This window comes from Roseixanthobacter liquoris (genome assembly GCF_043195135.2).
GTDB lineage: Bacteria > Pseudomonadota > Alphaproteobacteria > Rhizobiales > Xanthobacteraceae > NCEH01.
Window position 1 is genome coordinate 2,327,473 of sequence record NZ_CM195537.1, and the last position, 18,624, is coordinate 2,346,096.

Sequence of the window (18,624 nt, forward strand, 5' to 3'; positions counted from 1 at the left end):
AGCTCAGGTGGTCGTGGCGCTTGCCCCATACTGGGGTTGGATCTCCCCGGTCATCTCCGGGGGCACCGCGGGCAGCGTGATGGTGAAGACCGCGCCGGTGTCGTCATTCTCCACGCTCAGCGTGCCGCCGTGGTCGCGGATGATGCCGAAGCTCACCGACAGGCCGAGGCCGGTGCCCTTGCCCACCGGCTTGGTGGTGAAGAAGGGCTGGAACACCTTTTCGATCACCTCGTCCGGCACGCCGCCGGCATTGTCCTTCACGCGGATGCGGACCATCGGCTTTGCGCCCTCCGCCTGGCAATGGGAGACCAGCAGCTCGATAGTATCAAGCCCGTTGTCCGCACCGCCCCGGGTGCGCTTCTCGTTGATCGCGTCGGCGGCGTTCTGAAGCAGGTTGATGAGCACCTGCTCAAGCTGGTCCTGGCGACACATGACCCATTGGTGGTTGCTGTGGCCCTGCACCTTGACGTTGATATTCTGGAGCCGCAGCTGGGCGCCCACCACCTGGAGCGCGCCTTCGATGGATTCGGTCGGCTCCGAGGGGGCGAACACCTCGTCGCTGGTGCGGCCGAAGATCCGCATATGGTCGATGATCCGGCTCATGCGGATGGTCTGCTGAAGGATGCGGTTGAGCTTGGATTCCAGATGCTCGTGCGAGAGGCCGCGGCGCAGCCCGGTGAGGCCGTTCGCCGCCGCGAGGCGGATCACGCCCAGCGGCTGGTTGATCTCGTGCGCGAGCCCGGTCGCGACCTCGCCGAGCGAGGCGAGCTTGGACATCTGGTAGAGCTTGTTCGCCTCGATGCGCTGCGAGGTCTGGTCGAGCGCGAACACCACCACCTCCTGCGCCGGAGCGGGGTGCGCGCCGGGCCGGATCGGCTCCAGCGGTGCGATCGCTACCTGTACCTCGTATTCCTTTCCCTCGCGGGTGAAATGCTCAAGGCTCAAGAGCGGGCGGCGCAGCATGGAGAGGGTGGCGCGGAAGGTGTCGGTGGAGACGAAATCCACCATCAGCTCGGCGATCACCGAATCCTCGTCCTCGCTCACCTGCGCCACCCCGTCGACCGTGACATGGATGACGCACACCCCCGGCACCCGGCCGATGGCATGGAGGAACATCGCCTCGCGCTGGCGCGCGCTGGCCTCGATGACGCCGGTGCGCACGCTGTCTTGCAACTGGATGTAGCGCGCCGCGATCACCGCCACGGCCGCCAGCATCAGGAACAGGCCGCTGAAGGTGAGCCAGATCATCTGGCGGAAATCGTTCGTCTGGGCCCAGACGAACGCCTTGTCGAATGCCACCACGACGATGATCGGATAGCGCTGGGAGCGCACGAAATAGCCGATGCGGTCGATGCCGTCGATGACGCTGCTGGTCTCGTACGTGCCCTCGTTCATGGTCAGCATGCGCTTGAAGGTCGGGCTGCCGGAGACATCGCCGCCGAAACTGGTGGCGGCACTCGCCCGCGCGCGCACGACGCCATCGAACCCGATCAGCGCGATCAGGGCGTTGGGCTCGGTGCGCACGCGGCTGTAGAGATTGAGGAATTCCTGGATATTGAAGGAGGCCACCACCACGCCGGCGAAGCTGCCATCTTCGGCATGCAGGGCGCGGGTGAACTGGATCGTCCATTGCTTGGAGACCCGGCCGAGCACCGGCCGGGACACGAACATGCTCTCGCCGGCGCTGCCGTCCATGTGCACGCGCACATGCTCGCGATCGGAAAGATCGATCTGCGGGGCGGAATAGTCCGGCTCCTCGGAACTGGTGGCGACAAGCCGGCCGTTGCGGTCGATGACGCTCAGCAGCACGATGGAACTTGGCAAGCTGAACGCGCGCACCGCCTGATAGACCTGCTGCCGGTTCCAGGTCGCCGAGAATTCCCGGTCGAAATTCTGCAAGGCCGCGTCGATCGGCGCCACCGTCTGCTCGAAGCTGCTGAGCACCAGATAGGCGTTGCGCTGCGCCAGCTCGCGGAATTCCTTGGTCTCCGCATCATGGTGCAGCGTGAACAGAAGGATCGCCCCCAGCAGGGTGATGGAGCCAAGCAGCATGATGGCCCCCAGGATCACCAGGGAGCGGCGTCCCAGCCGCTGGGCGTGAAGGAGCAGGGAACCCAGGCCCACGCCCTCAGCTCTTTCCATCGTCATGGCCGAGTTCCAGGACGCGGTTCAGCACGCGCTGAAGGTCCTCCATCACGAGCGGCTTGGGAAGGCAGGCCTCCACGCCGGCATTCACCGCCCGCGAAATGTCCTCGGCGGAGGCATGGCCCGTCATGACGATGAATTTGAACGCGCGTTCGGGATAGCGCAGCTGGATTTCATTGAGCAGGCGGATGCCGTCGAGATCCGGCATGCGGATGTCGGTCAGCACCACGTTGACCTGCGGATGCGTGTGGACAAGCTCCAGCGCCTGCACCGCGCTGCGGGCAGAATGGGCCTTCAGGTCGTCGAACCCCAAGGCCTCGATCAGTTCGTCGAGATATTCGGGCTCATCATCCACAATCAGCAGATGGGACATTTTCTCACCGCGCCTCGGCCGCCCTCCAGGTTTTCCTCCTGAGCGAACTGCACCCGTGGTTCGATGCAGCCAGAAGCGGCAAGCAGAACCGCGCTCAGCCAGCACCCGGAGCGACGTGAGGTCAAGGCGAGATGCTTCCGCTTTGGAAGCATTACCGCCGGCGCGGTCGCCGGCGGCTGCCGGCTCAGCTGGGCCGGCTGGCGGCGAACACCGGGCAGCGGGCGGAAAAGCGTTCCAGCCAGCCGACCAGCCCCGGATGGCCCTCGCGCCAGGTGCCGGGGAGGCGGAAGTCCAGATATTCGAGCGCACACGCGAGCGTGATGTCGCCCACATTGGGTTCGCCCTCGCTCGGCAGGTCGGCTTCCAATTCGGCGAGCGCGCGGGCCACCTTGCCGGCCTGGATCTCAACCCAGCTTTCGACGCGCTTGTCGGCGCTGCGATAGCGGCCTTCGTAGACCTGAAGCAGGGCGGCATCCATGATGCCGTCGGCCAGCGCTTCCAGCCGCAGGGCGGTGAAGCGGGCCTCGGCCTCCTCGGGCAGGATGCGGCCGCCGCCGGCGACATGGTCGAGATAGGCGAGAATCACCGGCGAATCGAACAGCGACGGGGCGTTGTCGCGCAGCAGGACGGGGATTTTGCCGAGCGGGTTCTGTTGGCGGACGGTGTCTTCCGCATTCATGGTGTCGGCGGTTTCCAGCTCCAGCGGAATGCCGAGATGGGCGGCGGCGACGCGCGTCTTGCGGGCGAAGGGCGAGGAGGGCGAGTAACGCAGGCGCATGAGGCTGGCTCTTCTGGCGTGAGGATCCCGCAGCAGAGCTAAACCCCTTTGCCATATGCGAGAAGGGGCCTCGGCGCATTTTTTCGCGCCGAAGCGGGCCGCGCCGCACCGCGCCGGGGCGGGCCGCCTCAGCGCTCGGGGACGATCCAGGAAATGCGCGAGCGCCCCTTGCCGTCATGGGCCAGCAGCGGCGCGAGCGCGGTGAGGATGGTGCGCATCTCGTCCGCGAGCGTGAAGGGCGGATTGACGATGATCAGCCCGCTGCCGGACAGCGCCGTGGTGGTGCGCACCTCGGCGAAATCCAGCTCCACCCGCAGGGTCTTGGGCAGGCCCACCTGGGCCACCTCGCGGCGGAACGCATCCACGGCGCGCAGGTCCTTGATGGGATACCACAGCATCAGGATGCCGGTGGCGAAACGCTCGTGGAAGGTGGTGAGGGCGCCGACGAGGCGCTGGAACTCGCCGCCTTCCTCGAACGGCGGGTCCACCAGCACCAGGCCGCGCCGCTCGCGCGGCGGCAGGTGGGCGGCGATGGCGTTCCAGCCGTCCTGCGACAGCACCTTCACGCGCGGATCGCCGCCGACATGCTTCTCCAGCTTCGCCCGTTCCTCGAAATGCAGCTCCGAGAACAGGAAGCGATCCTGCGGCCGGGCGAGCGCCAGGGCGAGCGCGGGGGAGCCGGGATAGCGCCGCGCGCCGGCATGGCTGCGCAGCTGGCGCACCGCGTCCAGATAGGGCGCCAGAAGCTCCGCCGCCGGGGCGGGAAGCTCCGCCTCCAGCACCCGCTCGATGCCCGCTTCCGCTTCGCCCGTGCGCTGGGCCGAGACGCCGCCGAGATCGTAGAGCCCGGCGCCCGCGTGGGTGTCGAGCACGCGATAGGGCGTGTCCTTCTTATTGAGATAGGCGAGCACGCGGGCGAGGGCGGCGTGTTTCATCACGTCGGCGGCGTTTCCCGCGTGGAAGGCGTGGCGATAATTCATCGGCGATCATTCATGAGCGGCACTTCGTGGGCGGCATTTCGGGAGGGAACTCGGGCTGCGCCGCGCCCTATCTATCGGGCGGGGGACGCCGGCCCGGAGGACGCCGGCACCGAGGATGCCTGCACCGGAGGAACCTCCAGCGCGCGCCCGGCCCGGCATCCGCGCCGGTCCGCTTCGGGGCAGGGCCGGAACGCGAGGTCCTTGCTGAAGCAAACCCGCACCTCGCGCAAGCGGTTGGCGCCGCAATCGACCGCGATCATCTCGGAGGTCAGGCCGGGATTGGCGGCGATGAAGGCGGCTTCCACCTCGGCCGGCGTGACGGTGCTGGGCTGCGTGGGCGCGACGAAGGCCGGGGGAATCGTGATTTTCTCGCGCGCCGCCCGCAGCTTGGCGAAGAAGGCGTCGGGCGTCAGGCCCGAGCAGGTGCCGTGCCGGCGCCATTCGTGGATCACGAGCCCGCGGCTCGGCATCAGGTCCAGCACATCGTTCAGCGTGCCGGCGGGAATGAAGGGCGGCGGCGTCTGGCAGGATTGGGGATAGCCGCGCTCGTGCTGCGGCCACAGGCCATGGACGATGAAGCCGAACGGCCGCCCGCTGCGGCATTGGGCGCCGTCCGTGCGGGTCTGCTCGGCGCAATAGGTCGGCGACCAGGACAAGGCGAGGATATAGAAATCGAACGCGCCGGGCGTGCCCGGCGGCTCGGCCCGCGCCGCGCCCGCCGCCGCGAGCAGCAGCAGGACAGCGGCGCAGAAGCGTCGAATCACGGACGGGCCATCTTGCAGCCGGGGGCATAGGCCAGATTGCGATCCAGCCCGCTGACGCACCATTCCACGCCCCAGGTATAGCCCTGGAAGCTCGAGTCCTCGATGATGGAATAGTCGATCTGGTGCACCTTGTTGTCCGAGAGCACCACCTTGGCGGTGCAATAGCGGCGCGGCTGGAACGCCTCGCCCCAGGGGCGGTAGGCGGTTTCGCGCACGTTGGAATAGGACACGATGTTCAGCGGCGCGTTCCAATACATGCGCTCGGTCTCGGCGAAGCGCATGGAGATGGTGCCGAGGGCGAGCGGCTCGGTGCACGCCGGAAGGTCGCCGCTGTAGCTGTCGTTGGGCAGCCAGAAATTGTCGAGAATGCTCGCGGCCTTGGCAGGCACTCCCACGGCGAGACCGGCCAACAGGGCCGCGACCCCGGCAAAAGCCCGCCCGCTGCGCATCGTGCGACCCATTCCCACTCTCCCGTCACTTCAATCCGATATTTGGCGGGACGATGGAACCGGCGCTTGTCCCGGTCAAGCGCAGCGGAGACACACCCCGGCGAAAAAGCGTTCGGCCGCCATCCTTGTGCTGCGAAATTCCGCCATCATGCCACCTCGGCCCACACTTGCGCCCGCCCGGGCGCAACGGGACGGCGCCGCCCGCCATCACGCTCCCGCAGCGTCAACGAAAGGGATGCCCGCATGTCGCACGCCCGCTTCGCCCCCGAGATCATCGGCGCATCGCAAGCGGCGAAAGGCACCGCCGCGAGCCTGGAGCGCTTCGAGACCGGACGCGAGGCGGCGCTGCGCTTGCGGCCGGACCAGCCGCTCTATTGCTTTCGCCCCGCGGTTCTGCGGGCGGATGCGCGCGCCTTTCTCTCCGCCTTTCCCGGCAAGACCGCTTATGCGGTGAAGACCAATGGCGAGCCCATGGTGCTGGAAACCCTCGCCGGCCTCGGCATCGCCGCCTTCGACGTGGCGAGCCCGGCGGAATTCGCCGCCGCCCGCGCCGCGGCGCCGCGGGCCGAGCTGCTCTACATGCACCCGGTGAAGGCGCAGTCGGATATCCGCCTGGCGCTGGAGCGCTACGGCATTTCCGTCCTGGCGCTGGACCATGAGGACGAGGTCGCCAAGATCCTGCGCATGGTGCGGGCGCTCGATCTCGACCCGACGCAGATCACCTTGTTCGTGCGCATCGCCAGCAAGGGGGAGGCGGCCTACGAACTCTCCAAGAAGTTCGGCGCGGCCCCCATGCACGCGGCCGAACTGCTCCAGCGCATCCACCACATCGGCTTTCGCTGCGGCATCGCCTTTCACGTGGGCAGCCAGATGGTGGACCCCGCCACCTATGAGCGCGCCATCGCGACCGCCGCCGAGGTGCGCGCCATCGCCGCCGTGCCGATCGCGGCGCTCGACATCGGCGGCGGGTTCCCCGCCCATTATGCCGAGGACCCGCGCCGCCCGGCGCCGGCCCTGCCACCGTTGCCGGAGCTGATGGGCACCGTGATGGACGCGGTGAAGCGCCACGGCTTCGCCGATACGCCCCTGGTGGCGGAGCCGGGGCGGGTGATCGTCGCCCGCGCCTTTTCGGTGATCGTGCGGGTGCTGCTGAAGAAGGGGCAGCGACTTTACATCAACGACGGCATCTGGGCGTCGCTGTCCGACAGCTGGACCGGCAAGATCCTGCTGCCGGCCCGCCATATTCCCGACCCCGCCCGCCGGCGGCGCGCGGGCTCCTCGGACAAGGTGGTGCCGTTCCGCATCTATGGCGCCACCTGCGACAGCGTGGACGTGCTCTCGCGCCCCTTCTATCTCCCCGAGAGCATCGATACCGGCGACTGGATCGAGATCGGCCATATCGGCGCCTATTCCCTCTCCCTGCGCACCCATTTCAACGGCTTCTACCCGGACACCTTCGTGGAGGTGGCGCGCCCGTTCGAGGCGGATGGAACGGTCGCCGGCTTCGCCGAGCCGGAGCGGCGGGCGAACGTAGAGGAAGCGTGACCTTCGCACGGCCGAAATCGGCGCAATGGCAACAAAATGCCGACCGATTTCCTGGTTAATCCTGCATCATCCGACTGTTCCTACAGACATTGATGCCGCCTCGCGGGGCGAGCATGGAGATCGCCATGGCCACGGCCCTGCGGGATGGTGTGCGTCAGCTTGAGACGACGGCGCGCATCTGCTTGATGGTGCTTGCCCTTGCAAGCGGTGTTTATACTTATATCGGCGTGCGCGACCTGCTGGACGGCAGCGCCACGGCGGTGTTCTTCGCGGCGATCATCTATTCGGTCGCGGTCTCGGTCGGCATCTATGCCTTCTGGACCTTCATGATGCGCTTCCTGCCCCATGTGGAGGATGCAGCGAGCCGGGCCCTGATGTTCGGCGCCATGGCGCTGGGATCTTTGATGATCGTCGCCATGTGCTCGTGGCTCAACGCGAGTGCGCTGGCGGGCTCCGCCGCCATCGAGCAGCATATGGGCCGGGCGATCGAGGATTACGACCGCGCGCTCACCGAAAACCACGGCAAGGCGCTGGCCGCGCAGGGCCTTGCGCCCGACATCGCCATGGCGGCGGCGCGCTTCTCCCAATTGGCGGATGCTGAGCGCACCGGCTCGCTCACCGGCACCACCGGGTCCGGCACCGTGGTGCAGCTGCTGACGCAGATGGCAAGCCAGCTCGGCGCGCTTTCGAAGGAGGTCGCGGCCTCCGGCGACAAGGTGAAGGAGGCCTATGACCAGGGCGCCAAGCATCTCGCCGCCATGCGCGAGCTGGCTTCCGGGTCGGGACGGGTGACGCCGCGCGCCGATGCGTTCGGCGGCGAGGCGACTGCGCTCGCGGGCGTGCTGACGAGCCTCCAGCAGGCATCGATCGCGCCGGCGGTGAAACGCGCCGCCACCGATTTCGCCTCCGGCTTCATCGCCCCCGCCGCCGACGGGCGGTCCCCCGATGTGGTGGGGCGGCAGAATGAGGTGGTGGGCCGGGTGCAGGGGGCGGTGGCGGCGCAGTCGAAGGCGCTCGCGGGCGCGGCGGACAAGGTGATCGCGATGCCGGCCTATGTTCCCGCGCGGTTCGAGCAGATCTCCCCCGCCGAAGCCGTGCTGCGCTACGCCTCCGATTTCATCCCGAGCTGGGCGGGTGCCATCTCCATCGACCTGCTGCCGGCCGTGCTGGTGTTCATCCTGTGCATCGTCCATGCGAGCCTGCGGCGCGAGGGCCAGCCCCAGGCCGGGGCCGACACCATGACCGCCGGCGAGCTGCTCGCCGCTTTGCGCATGGCCCGCGCGGTCGAACTGGCGCACGCCGATCTGCGCGCGCCGCTGGTTCCCGAGCTCGCGCCCGCGCCGGCCGCGCCGCATGATGCCGAAAGCGCCGAACGGGAGCAGGTTGCCCACCGGGCGGCCCATGCTGAGGCGCCCCGAGCGGCGGCGCCTCAGCCGACGCCGCCTTCCGAGCCGGCGGATGAAGAAAAGGTCACGACCTTGCACGGCCACGGCCTGCGTCCGGCCAAGCGCGACTGATCGCCATGACCCCGGCCGTCTTCCTCCAGGCGCTGCGCGACTGGCGCCGGCGCCCCGACGATGCGCTGCTGCATCTGCTGTTCGCGGTGCTGCTGATCGCCAGCGCCGCCATGCTGGTGCAGGATTTCGGCCAGCTGCGCCAAGCAAAGGCCGCGCTTTCCGCCCCGGCTCCGGGACAGGTGGAAACGCCACCCGCCGCCCCCCTGGTCCCGGCGCGGGAGGGCGGGCCGGAGGCGCCCGCGCCCGATGGCGCGCTCAACGCGCCCATGACCTTCGACCTGCAAGGCGACGGCCGTCTTGCCGCGACCGGAACCATCGCGCCCGGCACGGCGGCCCTGTTCGCGGCGGAGGTTGAGAAGCGCGGCTCCTATGTGAAGACCGTGGTGCTGCGCTCGCCCGGCGGCTCGGTTCAGGATGCGCTCGCCATGGGCCGGCTGATCCGCGCCAGGGGATTTGCCACCGAAGTGCCGGCGGGCGCCTATTGCGCCTCCTCCTGCCCGCTGGTGTTCGCCGGCGGGGTGGAGCGGCGGGCCGGCCGCAAGGCGGCGCTCGGCGTGCACCAGGTCTATGGCGCCACTCCGCCGGCCGGTGCCGCGCCGCCGGACGGCATGGCGCAGGCGCAGCAGGTCTCGGCGCAATGCCAGCGCTATCTGCGCGACATGGGGGTGGATCTGGACGTGTGGCTGCGCGCCATGGAGACGCCGAAGGACAAGCTGTTCTATTTCACGCCCGAGGAGATGGCGCGGCTGAACCTCACCACGCCGGCCCCGGGCCCGCTTTCGGTCCCGGCGCCGCTTTCGGCTCCGGCGGCGGCACCCGTGCCGCCGCGCGGGTAAGGCGCTCACATATAGAGCTTTTCCTTCGCCAGCCCGGTGTAGAGCGCGGCGACATATTCCCCGTAGCCGTTATAGAGCAGGGTGGGGCGGCGCTCGCCCGTGGCGATGTCCTTCTCGGTCGCCTGGCTCCAGCGGGGATGGGAGACCTCCGGGTTCACATTCGCCCAGAAACCATATTCCGCGCTCTGCACCACTTCCCAGAAGCTCTTCGGCCGCTTGTCCACGAACGAGACCTTCACGATCGCCTTGATGGACTTGAAGCCATACTTCCAGGGCAGGGCGAGGCGCAGGGGCGCGCCGAACTGGTTGGGCGTCGGCTTGCCGTAAATGCCCGTGACCATGAAGGCGAGGTCGTTGGTGGCTTCCTCGATGGTCACGCCTTCCACATAGGGCCAGGGATAGAAGCGGCCGTATTGGCCGGGCGCCACGTCGCGGTCGAGGAAGGTCTCGAACCGCACATATTTCGCCCCGCTCGTGGGCTTGGCGTAATCCACCAGCGCCTTCAAGGGGAAGCCGGTCCAGGGCACGGCCATGGACCAGGCTTCCACGCAGCGGTGGCGATAGAGCCGCTCTTCCAGGGGCATGGCCTTGAGCAGATCGTCGATGGCGACGTCGCGCGGCTGCTCCACGAGCCCGTCGATGCGCATGGTCCAGGGGCGCACCTTCAGCTTGGCGGCGGCCTTGGCGACGTCGTAATTGGTGCCGAACTCGTAATAATTGTTGAGCGTGCTGGCCGCGCTCTCCGGGGTCACCGGACGGTCGAGCGTGTAGGTGGGGTTGCGCTTGGCGGGATAGAGGCTGGCGGACGGATCGGCGGGACCCGCGCTCTGCGCCGCCGCGCGGCCGGAAAGGGCTCCGGCGCCGATCAATCCCGCGCCAGCGCCGAGCAGCGCGCGTCGCGAGAGAAAGACGCTTTCGGGCGTCGCCTGGCTTTCCGGGATTTCCCAGCCGCGTTTACGTCGAATGAGCATGAATGGCCTCCATCGCGGCGCAGCATTGGAGCCTGCGCAGGGGGAGACAATTCAAACGCCCGTGTGAACGGTATCCACATAGGGGTCTCACGGTGCCGTGAGACCTCCGCGCTTCCCAACGGGCATTCTCAGCGCGAGAGCACCTGCTCGTTGGTGCGCACCGGCGGCAAGGTGGCGCGCAGGGTGAGGGTGGCTGCGGCGAGCGAGATGCTCAGCCCGCTGTCTGCGGACACGCTGAGCGGCTGCAAGGCGATGCCGAGCTTGGCATCCTTGGCCATCAGCACGTTGGCGGAAAAGCCCGGGCCGAGCGAGGCGCCGCTGGAGAGGCCGACATATTGGCCGGAGAGCGCGCCGGGGCCGAGCTTCGGCGTGGTGGCGAGCACCGCCCACAGCATGCTGCCCTGGTCCGAAACGCCGAAATCCAGGCCCGCGCGGTCGAGGGTGCCGGTGTAATATTGGTTCATGCCGACGGTGGCGCGGAACTCGCAGTCGACCTTCCGCGAGGAGCCGAAGCCATAGGCGATGGCGGATTCGCCCCGGCATTCCAGCAGGCCGGATTCCACTTTCTGCAGGTCGCTCTTCGCCGGCTCCGGGGCCGCCGCCGGGGCGGGCGGGGCAGGCACTGCGGCGGGCGCCGGAAGCGGCGCCTGGACCGCCTGGATGGTGGGCAGTTGAACGGTGGTCTGGGCCGGGGCGGGCTGATCCGCTCCCGGCACCAGTTCCAGTTGCGCGGCCGAGAGCGGCGCGCCGAGCGCCGGCATCAGAGCCGAACCGAGGAGAAGGGAGCGGAGGATCGAGGCCATGTCGTGTCCTCCGTTCGGCTTCACTTCGCCGGGGTCAGGGTTAGGTCGGAAACGCCGGCGGCGAGGGTGACGCCGGTGGTGCCCTGGATCGAAAGCGGCTGGAGCGCGATGGTGCTCTGGGAGCCGCCGAGCAGCACGTTCGCGCCGCCGCCGAGGCCCCAGGCCGCGTCCGCGCTCGCGCCGACATATTTGCCCGCGAGATCGCTGGCGGCCGGCGCGGTGTTGGGGGCGAACACGGCCCAGCTGAGGGTGCCGGCATTGCTGACGCCGATATCGATGCCGAAGCGCGCCACGGTGCCCTTATAGGACGCGCGCACGACGGGCGCGGTCGGCGTGCCGGTGAGCAGCTGGCAGCTCATGTCCCGCACGGAACCGATGATGAAGCCGACCGCAGGCGCGACCTTGCATTGCAGGACGCCGACCTGAATTTTCGGCGCGGTCTGCGCCTGGGCGGCGGAGGCCATCAGGCCACCGGCCAAAAGGGCGCCGAGTACCGTATAGATTCGCATGGAATCCCCCAAATGTCTGACGCTTCAGTCCTACGTCCGCGACGGGAGGGGTACAATAGCGGAATAGACCCGACGGGCCGCGCAAGCGGCCCGGAAAGCCCCGCCGCCGGAGCGGCGGGGCAAGCTGCGACGATCGGCGCGCCGTGGCGCCGGGGTCGTCAGGCTCAGCGTAGGGTCAGGTCGGCGACGCCGAGGGCGAGGTTCACGCCGGTCTGGGCTTCGACCGAGAGCGGCTGAAGCGCGATGGTGTTGTTGGAACCACCGACCAGCGCGTTGGCACCGAGGCCGACGCCGAAAGCGGCATTGGCGGAAGCGCCCACATAGGTGCCGCGCAGGTCGTTCGGGCTGATCTTGCGGGTCGGCGCGAGCACCGTCCACACCAGGGTGCCCTGGCCGTTCACGCCGATATCCAGGCCGAAGCGGCGCACGGTGCCGGCGTAGGAGGCGCGGGGAACGCCGCGAACCGCCGGACGCAGGGTGCAGGACATTTCACGGATCGAACCGATGATGAACGCCACGTTCGGCGCCATCTGGCAGACCAGGGTGCCGACCTGGATGCGGGTCTGGGCAGCCGCGGGGGCCGCGCCGAGCGCGAGGGCGGACGCGGCGAGAGCGGCGGCGAAGCCGGCCTTCAGAGCAATCTTCATGATATGCTTCCTCCAATAAAACGCCGGCTGGCGGGGGGACAGGGCCGGCGCCGTTAAGCCTTAGCCTGGACCAAGTGTTCCGCCAACGCTTACGAAAGGCTCAGGTTCCATGGCCGGCGCGCGGTTTGCGAAGAATCCGCGCGCCCTGCGACGAAAAAGTCACGCCGAAGGTGGCGCGGCTCAGCTGAGGGCGCCGCAGAACCGCTGGATGCGCGTGCAGGCCTCTTCCAGGTCCGTGGTGGCGGTGGCGTAGGAGATGCGGAACGCCGGGCCGAGGCCGAAGGCCGAGCCGTGCACCACCGCCACATTCTCCGCTTCCAGCAATTCGGTCGCGAAGTCCTCGTCGCTCGAGATCACCTTGCCCGAAGGTGCCACCTTGCCGATGGCGCCCGCGCAGAAGGGGAAAACGTAGAACGCGCCTTCCGGCTTGGGGCAGGTGAGCCCCTTCGCCTGGTTGAGCATGGACACCACGAGGTCGCGCCGCTCCTTGAACACCGCATTGTTGCGGGGGATGAAGTCCTGCGGCCCGTTCAGCGCTTCCACCGCCGCCCATTGGGCGATCGAGGAGGGGTTGGACGTGGACTGCGACTGAAGCGTGCCCATGGCCTTGATGAGCGCCTCTGGCCCGGCCGCATAGCCGATGCGCCAGCCGGTCATGCAATAGGCCTTCGACACGCCGTTCAGCGTGAGCGTGCGGTCATACAGGCTCGGCTCCACCTGGGCCGGGGTGGCGAACTTGAAGTCGTCATAGACGAGGTGCTCGTACATGTCGTCCGTGAGCACCCACACATGGGGATGGCGCACCAGCACGTCGGTGATGGCCTTGAGCTCGTCATGGGTATAGGCGGCGCCCGAGGGGTTGGACGGCGAGTTGAAGATCAGCCACTTGGTCTTGGGCGTGATGGCGGCTTCCAGCGCCTCGGCGCGCAGCTTGAAATTGTCTTCCAGCGTGGTCGGGACGCTCACCGGGGTGCCGCCGCAGAATTCCACGATGTCGGGATAGCTCACCCAGTACGGCGCCGGGATGATGACCTCGTCGCCGGGGCCGACGGTGGCCACCAGCGCATTGAACAGCACCTGCTTGCCGCCGGTGCCGACGGAGACCTGGCTCGGCTTGTAGGTGAGGCCGTTGTCGCGCTTGAACTTGGCGACGATGGCGGCCTTCAACTCGGGAATGCCGTCGACCGCGGTATAGCGCGTCTCGCCGCGGCGGATGGCGGCGATGGCGGCTTCCTTGATGTTGTCGGGGGTCTCGAAGTCCGGCTCGCCGGCGCTGAGCGCGATCACGTCGCGGCCGGCCGCTTTCAGCTCCCGCGCCTTGTTGGAGATGGAGATGGTCGGCGAGGGCTTGATGCGCTTCAAAGCGGGCGAAAGGAGGCTCATGGCCTTTGACTCCGGACGCAGGCCGGCGGCGCCGTACGCGAGTGCGCTGGTTCCGTCGGACGCGAAGGGTGAGACGAAGCGCCGGTCCGCCGCGAGGCAAGCCGGCATGCGGCACTTTATTAGTCGAGGGCGATTTCCCGAACAAGCAAGCATTGTGAATGGGTGGCCCGCCGTGCACTGATGGATCGCCGGCGCGCGCTTTCCCGCCCGTCTTGCGGGGCGCCGGGACAGCCTCCATCTAGGCGGGGGCCAAGAGGAAACGCCGTGCTGACGCTCTATTCCACCCAGGCATCGGGAAATTCGTACAAGGTGCGAATGCTGCTGGCGAAGCTCGGCCTGCCGTTCCGCCTGATGGAGGTGGACATTCTTTCCGGCGAGCATCGCACCCCCGAATTCCTCGCCAAGAATGCCGATGGCCGCGTTCCGCTGCTGGAACTGCCGGGCGGCGCGACGCTCGCCGAGTCGAATGCGATCCTGTTCTATCTCGCCGACGGTACGCCCCTGCTGCCCCCCGCTCCCCTGGCGCGGGCGGAGACCCTGCGCTGGATGTTCTTCGAGCAGAACAACCACGAGCCGGGCATCGGGCAGGCGCGCTTCTGGCTCCAGCAGGTGCGCGGCGGGCGCGACCTGCGCACCCACGACATCGACCGTTGGATGGAGGAGGGCTATGGCGCGCTGAAGGTGATGGAGCGCCATCTCCAGGGCCGCGACTTCTTCGTCGGCGATGCGATGACCATCGCCGACATCGCGCTCTACGCCCACACCCACCTTGCCCCCGAGGGCGAGTTCGACCTTTCCCCCTTCGCGGCCGTGCGCCGCTGGTTGAAGCGGGTCGCGCGCGAGCCCGATCATGTGGAGATCGACTGGCGGCCGCTGGACCAGGCGGCCTGACGCAAGCTCCAGCGCGTAATGACAGACTGCGCGCGGAAGAATCGGATCGCGCGCGCTACAACCGCAACCGACGGCAAAGATCGCGCTTGCGTGATCTAAGCCACGAAAACGCCACGCTTATTCCAGCACGTGCCGTCGCGTCGCCACAATCGCGGCTTGCTTCAAGAGCAACTCTTGGTGAGTCGCAGGGAACCGATTCGCGGCATTCCGGCTTCTAGAGGTCAGTCGAACCGTCCGAGGCGAAGCGATGTCTGAGTTTCGTGAGTTTGCCATCCTTGAGAATGGCGTTTCATCCGCAGATCCCGAAGCCCTGGCGCGCGCGGTGCGCAATCACAAGGCCGGCGACGCCCTCGCGCAGGTCGCGCTCACGATTGCGTTGATGTTGGCGATTTGCGCCGTAACCGTGGTACTGTCCTTCGATCGCGCAAGCGCTTCGGTCCTCAACGCCGCGGAGGCGACCATGTCCAGTTCGCTCCTCTCCACCTCGCTGCTGTCTCTCTCGCTGTTCGGCCTCGTGGCCCTCGCGGGTGCGGCGATGCTGACGCGCCTGCGGGTCGCGCGGCTCCAGCCGGTGCGCATCCGCGCTTCCCGTCCGCGCCTGCCGCGCTGAGTTTCTGCGCGCTGAGTCCCCGCCGCCCTGGATTCCTGCCGCGGCGGGTGTCGGGCCGGATCGTTTCGGGCCGCCTTTCGGCCTTTTGCGCGCGGCCGAGCGGCCGCGCCTTCTCTCCATGGATCCCCCCAGCGCGATCCCCAGCGCCCGGTCTTCAGAATTTCTGGAAGATGAAATAGGCGCCGAGCGCGATGAAGCTGAACCCCAAGGCGTGGTTCCAGCCGAGCGGCTCTTTCAGGTACAGCACCGAAAATCCCGCGAACACCACCAGCGTGATGACCTCCTGCATGGTCTTGAGCTGCGCGGTGGAATAGGTCGCCGAACCGATGCGGTTCGCCGGCACGGCCAGGCAATACTCAAAGAAGGCGATGGCCCAGCTCGCGACGATCGCCAGCAGGATCGGCGAGGATTTGTATTTCAGGTGGCCATACCAGGCGAACGTCATGAACACGTTGGACGCGATCAGGAGGCCGATCGGCAGGAGCGCGGTGGCGGAAAACGGCATGGCGGTTCCATCTGAAAGAAGGGGGCAGGCCTGCGCGCCCGGGGGCGGCGAGAATAGCCGGGCGGCGGATCGGCTTGAGGTGTTTTTATACCGGCAAATTTACATTCCCCCGATCCTTTGCTGGCACTACACTTTAACCTCCGGGGTGCGAGGCAAAGTGGGTGTGGCGTACGGTGGATGGGGTGAAGCTCTGGGGGGAAAGCCCTTTATTCAAGCTTGTGGACGCGGCGCTGCTGGTGCTCGGCGACGTGTCCATGATGATCGAGGCGGCAAATCCAGCCGCCGCGCGCCTGTTGGGCCCCGAACTGGGCACGCTGCCCTGCGCCGCCGCGATCCTCGGCACCACGGTGCCGCTGGCACTGAGCGCGGTGATCCAGGGTGCCAAGCGGCGCGCGGACACCCATGCGGTGCTGCGCCTGCCGTGCCGCACCGCCTATGGCAGCCGCACCCTGACCTTCTCCCTCGCCGCCTTGCCGGAGGCGCCGGGGCGCTGGCTTGCCACCGTTACCCCCGCCGTGGTGGGGCAAGGCGATTGGCCCGGGTCGTTCGCCGAGATCCTGCATGCCCTTCCCGTCGGCGTCGAGCTCTATGACCGGGACCTCAACGCGCTGTTCTACAACAAGGCGTCGGACGATCTGTTCCTGTACCAGGAGCATGCGGTCGTGCATTTCGAGGATTGGTGGAGCCTCGGCTTTCCCGATCCGCAGGTGCGGGCGCGGGTGGTGGAGGAATGGCACCAGCGCATGGCCGCCGCCGAGCGCGAGCCGGAGTCGATCCAGCAGACCGAATGGGTGGTGCGCTGCCGCGACGGCATCGACCGGGCGGTCCAGTTCCGCTTTCGCTGGGTCGGCCAGACCTATGTGCTGGTGGTCTCGGACGTGACCGCCCAGCGCCAGCTGGAACAGGACCTGCGGCGCCTCGCGGGCTCCGATCCGCTGACCGGACTTCTGAACCGCCGCCGATTCCTGGAGCAGGCGGAGGAGGTGTTTTCCGCGCGCTCCGAGGCCGGCGCCTTTTCCATGCTGATGCTGGACATCGACCGCTTCAAGTCGATCAACGACGCCCATGGCCATGCCGCCGGGGATGCGGTGATTTCCATCGTTGCCGCGCTGTGCCGCGAGGCCCTGCGCGACGAGGACAGCATCGCGCGCATGGGCGGGGAGGAATTCGCGGTGCTGATGCCGCAGGCGGGGCCGCAGATGGCCATGGCGCTCGCCGAGCGGCTCATCGCCGAGGTGTCCCGGGCGCCGGTGGAGGTGGACGGGCGGGGAATCGCGGTGCAACTCAGCATCGGCGGCACCTCGCGCGGCCCCGAGGATCGGAGCGTGTTCGACGTGCTCGCCCGCGCCGATCGCGCGCTCTATGCCGCCAAGCACGGCGGGCGCAACCGGGCGATCTTCATGTCCTAGGCCCGATCGGCAGTCATGGCTTGACGCTGTTCGGGAGAGATCGTCCTGCACGGGCTTGTCCCGTGCATCCACGCGGCACCGGCGCTTCAAGGCCTGCACGTTCGGCCCGGTGTGGATGGCCGGGACAGGCCTGGCCATGACGGGCGGTGAAAGAAAGACAATCGCGCGCGCCCGGCGTCAGGCGCCTCGATGAGGCACGGCACCGCTGAATCTCGATCGGCCCCGGGGCGGTTCCGGCGCCGACCCGCGGCGCCGGCGCTCATTGGCCGGCGGAGCCGGAATCGGGCGCCGGAATCACCCGCACCGGCCGCCGGCCGGGCTGTTCGGCGGCGGGCGCCAGGGGCGCGGCCGAGGTGGGCGGCACGGGGTCGAGCGGGGCCGCCGCGGGGCGCGTGGCGGACGCCGCCTTGCCCTTGGCGCCGGCGGAGGCCGGATCGCCGGCCGGCCGGGGCTGCGACATTTCCTTCGCCTGCTCCTCGGTCACCAGGATGTCGCCCTTCTGCAGGGTGGAGGCATCCTCCAGGCCGGAGAGCGCCTGCGACCAGGATTGGCCGGGCGCGCGGCACGAGCAGGACGGCACCAATTGCTTGCGATACATCAGCGCCGTCGGCAGCGACATGTAGGACTTGCCGTTGATCGAGGTCGCCTGCTGGATGTCCTCGCCGGGGTTGCGATAGCTGAAGAGCTGGGCTTCCGTGGCCGGGCACAGGCGCCGGCACAGGGCATCGTCGCTGGCAAAGCGCGAGGGCACGGTGGCGTAGGAAATCGGGAAATAGAAGCCGTCGCAGGTGCGCACGCACACGGTGCGATAGGTGGAGGATTTCGGCAGCTCCATCGGCGCGACGTCGAGGCCGGGCCCGCCTTCCTCCGGCTCGCTGTTCACCGGGCCGCCGAACAGGGCCTCGAAGAAATTGCGCTGCCGCGGCGGCTGGCGCTGCGCCGGCTGGCCGGCCCCCATCGCCTGGGCGGCGGCGCGATATTGCTGGCCGCAATTGCCCTGCGCCAGGGCCAGGATCAATTGGCGACGCTGGCTGTCCTGGTCGCCGCCGCCGCGCTCGGCGCTGGCGATGGAGGCGCGCAGGCGCGAGATCTGGTCGTCGATGACATCGCACTGGGGCGGGCGCGGCGGCCCCTGGAAGATGAAGAAGCCGCGCGGCGCATCGCAGCTCATCTGCTTGGCCTGGCTGGTCAGCCGGTCCAGATCGCCGCGCATGCGCGCCAGCTGCGCCGCGCGCCCGTTGTTGGGATCGTTGGAGCTGCGGTCGAGCGAGGCGAGGGCGCCTTCCAGTTGCAGGCAGCTCGGGCCGCCGGCCTGGCCGCCCTGCGGCTGGCCCTGGGCCTGGGCCTGCTGGCCGCCGTAGCCCGGAGGCGGCGCGCCATAGCCGGGCGGCGGCGCGCCATAGCTTTGGCCGGGGGCCTGCGCCAGCGCCGGGCCAGACATGAGGGCCAGACAAAGGCCGAACACGCGAACCGATTTCATTCTCAACCCTGTTCGGACCCACCCAGGCC

At 68.4% G+C, this 18,624-nt stretch carries 19 protein-coding genes; 6 read left to right on the plus strand and 13 right to left on the minus strand.

The annotated features are described in order from the left end of the window. Positions 1-3: 3 nt before the first annotated feature. From V5F84_RS10275 to V5F84_RS10300, 6 genes are all read right to left on the minus strand, one after another. The gene (locus V5F84_RS10275; protein WP_394042687.1) at positions 4-2,124 is read right to left on the minus strand and encodes an ATP-binding protein; all 2,121 of its coding nucleotides are present in this window, start codon (positions 2,122-2,124) and stop codon (positions 4-6) included. Positions 2,125-2,128: 4 nt separating this feature from the next. Beyond that, positions 2,129-2,518, minus strand: a complete 390-nt coding sequence (locus V5F84_RS10280) for a response regulator (RefSeq protein ID WP_394042685.1) — start codon at positions 2,516-2,518, stop codon at positions 2,129-2,131. A gap of 184 nt (positions 2,519-2,702) precedes the next feature. After that, positions 2,703-3,296: a glutathione S-transferase gene (locus V5F84_RS10285; protein WP_394042684.1), complete on the minus strand. Its 594-nt coding sequence runs from the start codon at positions 3,294-3,296 to the stop codon at positions 2,703-2,705. A gap of 128 nt (positions 3,297-3,424) precedes the next feature. Continuing rightward, complete coding sequence (locus V5F84_RS10290) at positions 3,425-4,276, minus strand: 23S rRNA (adenine(2030)-N(6))-methyltransferase RlmJ (RefSeq protein ID WP_394042682.1); 852 nt, start codon at positions 4,274-4,276, stop codon at positions 3,425-3,427. Positions 4,277-4,347: 71 nt separating this feature from the next. Beyond that, on the minus strand, positions 4,348-5,040 hold the full coding sequence (locus tag V5F84_RS10295; protein WP_394042681.1) for a ribonuclease T2 family protein: 693 nt from the start codon (positions 5,038-5,040) through the stop codon (positions 4,348-4,350). Then, positions 5,037-5,501 (minus strand): hypothetical protein, encoded by a 465-nt coding sequence (locus tag V5F84_RS10300; RefSeq protein ID WP_394042680.1) that lies wholly within the window; start codon positions 5,499-5,501, stop codon positions 5,037-5,039. The genes V5F84_RS10295 and V5F84_RS10300 overlap by 4 nt, the downstream gene beginning before the upstream one ends. A gap of 300 nt (positions 5,502-5,801) precedes the next feature. Between V5F84_RS10300 and V5F84_RS10305 the strand changes: the two genes are divergently transcribed. The 3 genes from V5F84_RS10305 to V5F84_RS10315 all read left to right on the plus strand — a co-directional run bounded on the left by V5F84_RS10305 (position 5,802) and on the right by V5F84_RS10315 (position 9,387). Next, positions 5,802-7,034, plus strand: coding sequence for a type III PLP-dependent enzyme domain-containing protein (locus V5F84_RS10305; protein ID WP_394042796.1), 1,233 nt, complete (start codon positions 5,802-5,804; stop codon positions 7,032-7,034). A 125-nt stretch (positions 7,035-7,159) separates the two neighbouring features. Next, positions 7,160-8,551 (plus strand): hypothetical protein, encoded by a 1,392-nt coding sequence (locus tag V5F84_RS10310; protein ID WP_394042679.1) that lies wholly within the window; start codon positions 7,160-7,162, stop codon positions 8,549-8,551. 5 nt (positions 8,552-8,556) lie between these two features. Then, complete coding sequence (locus V5F84_RS10315) at positions 8,557-9,387, plus strand: COG3904 family protein (protein ID WP_394042678.1); 831 nt, start codon at positions 8,557-8,559, stop codon at positions 9,385-9,387. 5 nt (positions 9,388-9,392) lie between these two features. Here V5F84_RS10315 and msrP read toward each other — a convergent pair whose 3' ends face one another. The 5 genes from msrP to V5F84_RS10340 form a co-directional block, all read right to left on the minus strand. Beyond that, positions 9,393-10,358 (minus strand): protein-methionine-sulfoxide reductase catalytic subunit MsrP, encoded by a 966-nt coding sequence (msrP, locus tag V5F84_RS10320; protein WP_394042677.1) that lies wholly within the window; start codon positions 10,356-10,358, stop codon positions 9,393-9,395. Between the two features lie 128 nt (positions 10,359-10,486). Then, the gene (locus tag V5F84_RS10325; protein ID WP_394042676.1) at positions 10,487-11,161 is read right to left on the minus strand and encodes a DUF992 domain-containing protein; all 675 of its coding nucleotides are present in this window, start codon (positions 11,159-11,161) and stop codon (positions 10,487-10,489) included. A 20-nt stretch (positions 11,162-11,181) separates the two neighbouring features. Continuing rightward, positions 11,182-11,670, minus strand: coding sequence for a DUF992 domain-containing protein (locus tag V5F84_RS10330; protein ID WP_394042675.1), 489 nt, complete (start codon positions 11,668-11,670; stop codon positions 11,182-11,184). A gap of 164 nt (positions 11,671-11,834) precedes the next feature. Continuing rightward, on the minus strand, positions 11,835-12,317 hold the full coding sequence (locus V5F84_RS10335; protein WP_394042674.1) for a DUF992 domain-containing protein: 483 nt from the start codon (positions 12,315-12,317) through the stop codon (positions 11,835-11,837). 180 nt (positions 12,318-12,497) lie between these two features. After that, complete coding sequence (locus tag V5F84_RS10340) at positions 12,498-13,700, minus strand: pyridoxal phosphate-dependent aminotransferase (RefSeq protein ID WP_394042673.1); 1,203 nt, start codon at positions 13,698-13,700, stop codon at positions 12,498-12,500. A gap of 315 nt (positions 13,701-14,015) precedes the next feature. Here V5F84_RS10340 and V5F84_RS10345 point away from each other — a divergent pair, with 315 nt between their 5' ends. Beyond that, positions 14,016-14,591, plus strand: a complete 576-nt coding sequence (locus tag V5F84_RS10345) for a glutathione binding-like protein (protein ID WP_509277206.1) — start codon at positions 14,016-14,018, stop codon at positions 14,589-14,591. A gap of 460 nt (positions 14,592-15,051) precedes the next feature. Further along, positions 15,052-15,201, plus strand: coding sequence for a hypothetical protein (locus V5F84_RS10350; protein WP_394042671.1), 150 nt, complete (start codon positions 15,052-15,054; stop codon positions 15,199-15,201). 154 nt (positions 15,202-15,355) lie between these two features. Here the strand turns inward: V5F84_RS10350 and V5F84_RS10355 are convergent, their stop codons facing one another. Beyond that, on the minus strand, positions 15,356-15,706 hold the full coding sequence (locus tag V5F84_RS10355) for a DMT family protein (RefSeq protein ID WP_394042669.1): 351 nt from the start codon (positions 15,704-15,706) through the stop codon (positions 15,356-15,358). A 161-nt stretch (positions 15,707-15,867) separates the two neighbouring features. Here V5F84_RS10355 and V5F84_RS10360 point away from each other — a divergent pair, with 161 nt between their 5' ends. Next, on the plus strand, positions 15,868-17,115 hold the full coding sequence (locus V5F84_RS10360; protein WP_394042668.1) for a GGDEF domain-containing protein: 1,248 nt from the start codon (positions 15,868-15,870) through the stop codon (positions 17,113-17,115). A 259-nt stretch (positions 17,116-17,374) separates the two neighbouring features. Here V5F84_RS10360 and V5F84_RS10365 read toward each other — a convergent pair whose 3' ends face one another. Further along, entirely contained in the window at positions 17,375-18,595 is a 1,221-nt protein-coding gene (locus tag V5F84_RS10365) for a DUF2865 domain-containing protein (protein ID WP_394042667.1), read from the minus strand. Positions 18,596-18,624: the final 29 nt, after the last annotated feature.

What these genes read in the sequence shown, in the direction of transcription:
- V5F84_RS10365 (WP_394042667.1), bottom strand. Translation starts at nt 18,595, where the DNA reads ATGAAATCGGTTCGCGTGTTCGGCCTTTGTCTGGCCCTCATGTCTGGC.
- V5F84_RS10315 (WP_394042678.1), top strand. Translation starts at nt 8,557, where the DNA reads ATGACCCCGGCCGTCTTCCTCCAGGCGCTGCGCGACTGGCGCCGGCGC.
- V5F84_RS10310 (WP_394042679.1), top strand. Translation starts at nt 7,160, where the DNA reads ATGGCCACGGCCCTGCGGGATGGTGTGCGTCAGCTTGAGACGACGGCG.
- V5F84_RS10325 (WP_394042676.1), bottom strand. Translation starts at nt 11,161, where the DNA reads ATGGCCTCGATCCTCCGCTCCCTTCTCCTCGGTTCGGCTCTGATGCCG.
- V5F84_RS10340 (WP_394042673.1), bottom strand. Translation starts at nt 13,700, where the DNA reads ATGAGCCTCCTTTCGCCCGCTTTGAAGCGCATCAAGCCCTCGCCGACC.
- V5F84_RS10280 (WP_394042685.1), bottom strand. Translation starts at nt 2,518, where the DNA reads ATGTCCCATCTGCTGATTGTGGATGATGAGCCCGAATATCTCGACGAA.
- V5F84_RS10350 (WP_394042671.1), top strand. Translation starts at nt 15,052, where the DNA reads ATGTCCAGTTCGCTCCTCTCCACCTCGCTGCTGTCTCTCTCGCTGTTC.
- V5F84_RS10335 (WP_394042674.1), bottom strand. Translation starts at nt 12,317, where the DNA reads ATGAAGATTGCTCTGAAGGCCGGCTTCGCCGCCGCTCTCGCCGCGTCC.
- V5F84_RS10290 (WP_394042682.1), bottom strand. Translation starts at nt 4,276, where the DNA reads ATGAATTATCGCCACGCCTTCCACGCGGGAAACGCCGCCGACGTGATG.
- V5F84_RS10330 (WP_394042675.1), bottom strand. Translation starts at nt 11,670, where the DNA reads ATGCGAATCTATACGGTACTCGGCGCCCTTTTGGCCGGTGGCCTGATG.
- V5F84_RS10355 (WP_394042669.1), bottom strand. Translation starts at nt 15,706, where the DNA reads ATGCCGTTTTCCGCCACCGCGCTCCTGCCGATCGGCCTCCTGATCGCG.
- V5F84_RS10285 (WP_394042684.1), bottom strand. Translation starts at nt 3,296, where the DNA reads ATGCGCCTGCGTTACTCGCCCTCCTCGCCCTTCGCCCGCAAGACGCGC.
- V5F84_RS10345 (WP_509277206.1), top strand. Translation starts at nt 14,016, where the DNA reads ATGCTGCTGGCGAAGCTCGGCCTGCCGTTCCGCCTGATGGAGGTGGAC.
- msrP (WP_394042677.1), bottom strand. Translation starts at nt 10,358, where the DNA reads ATGCTCATTCGACGTAAACGCGGCTGGGAAATCCCGGAAAGCCAGGCG.
- V5F84_RS10300 (WP_394042680.1), bottom strand. Translation starts at nt 5,501, where the DNA reads ATGGGTCGCACGATGCGCAGCGGGCGGGCTTTTGCCGGGGTCGCGGCC.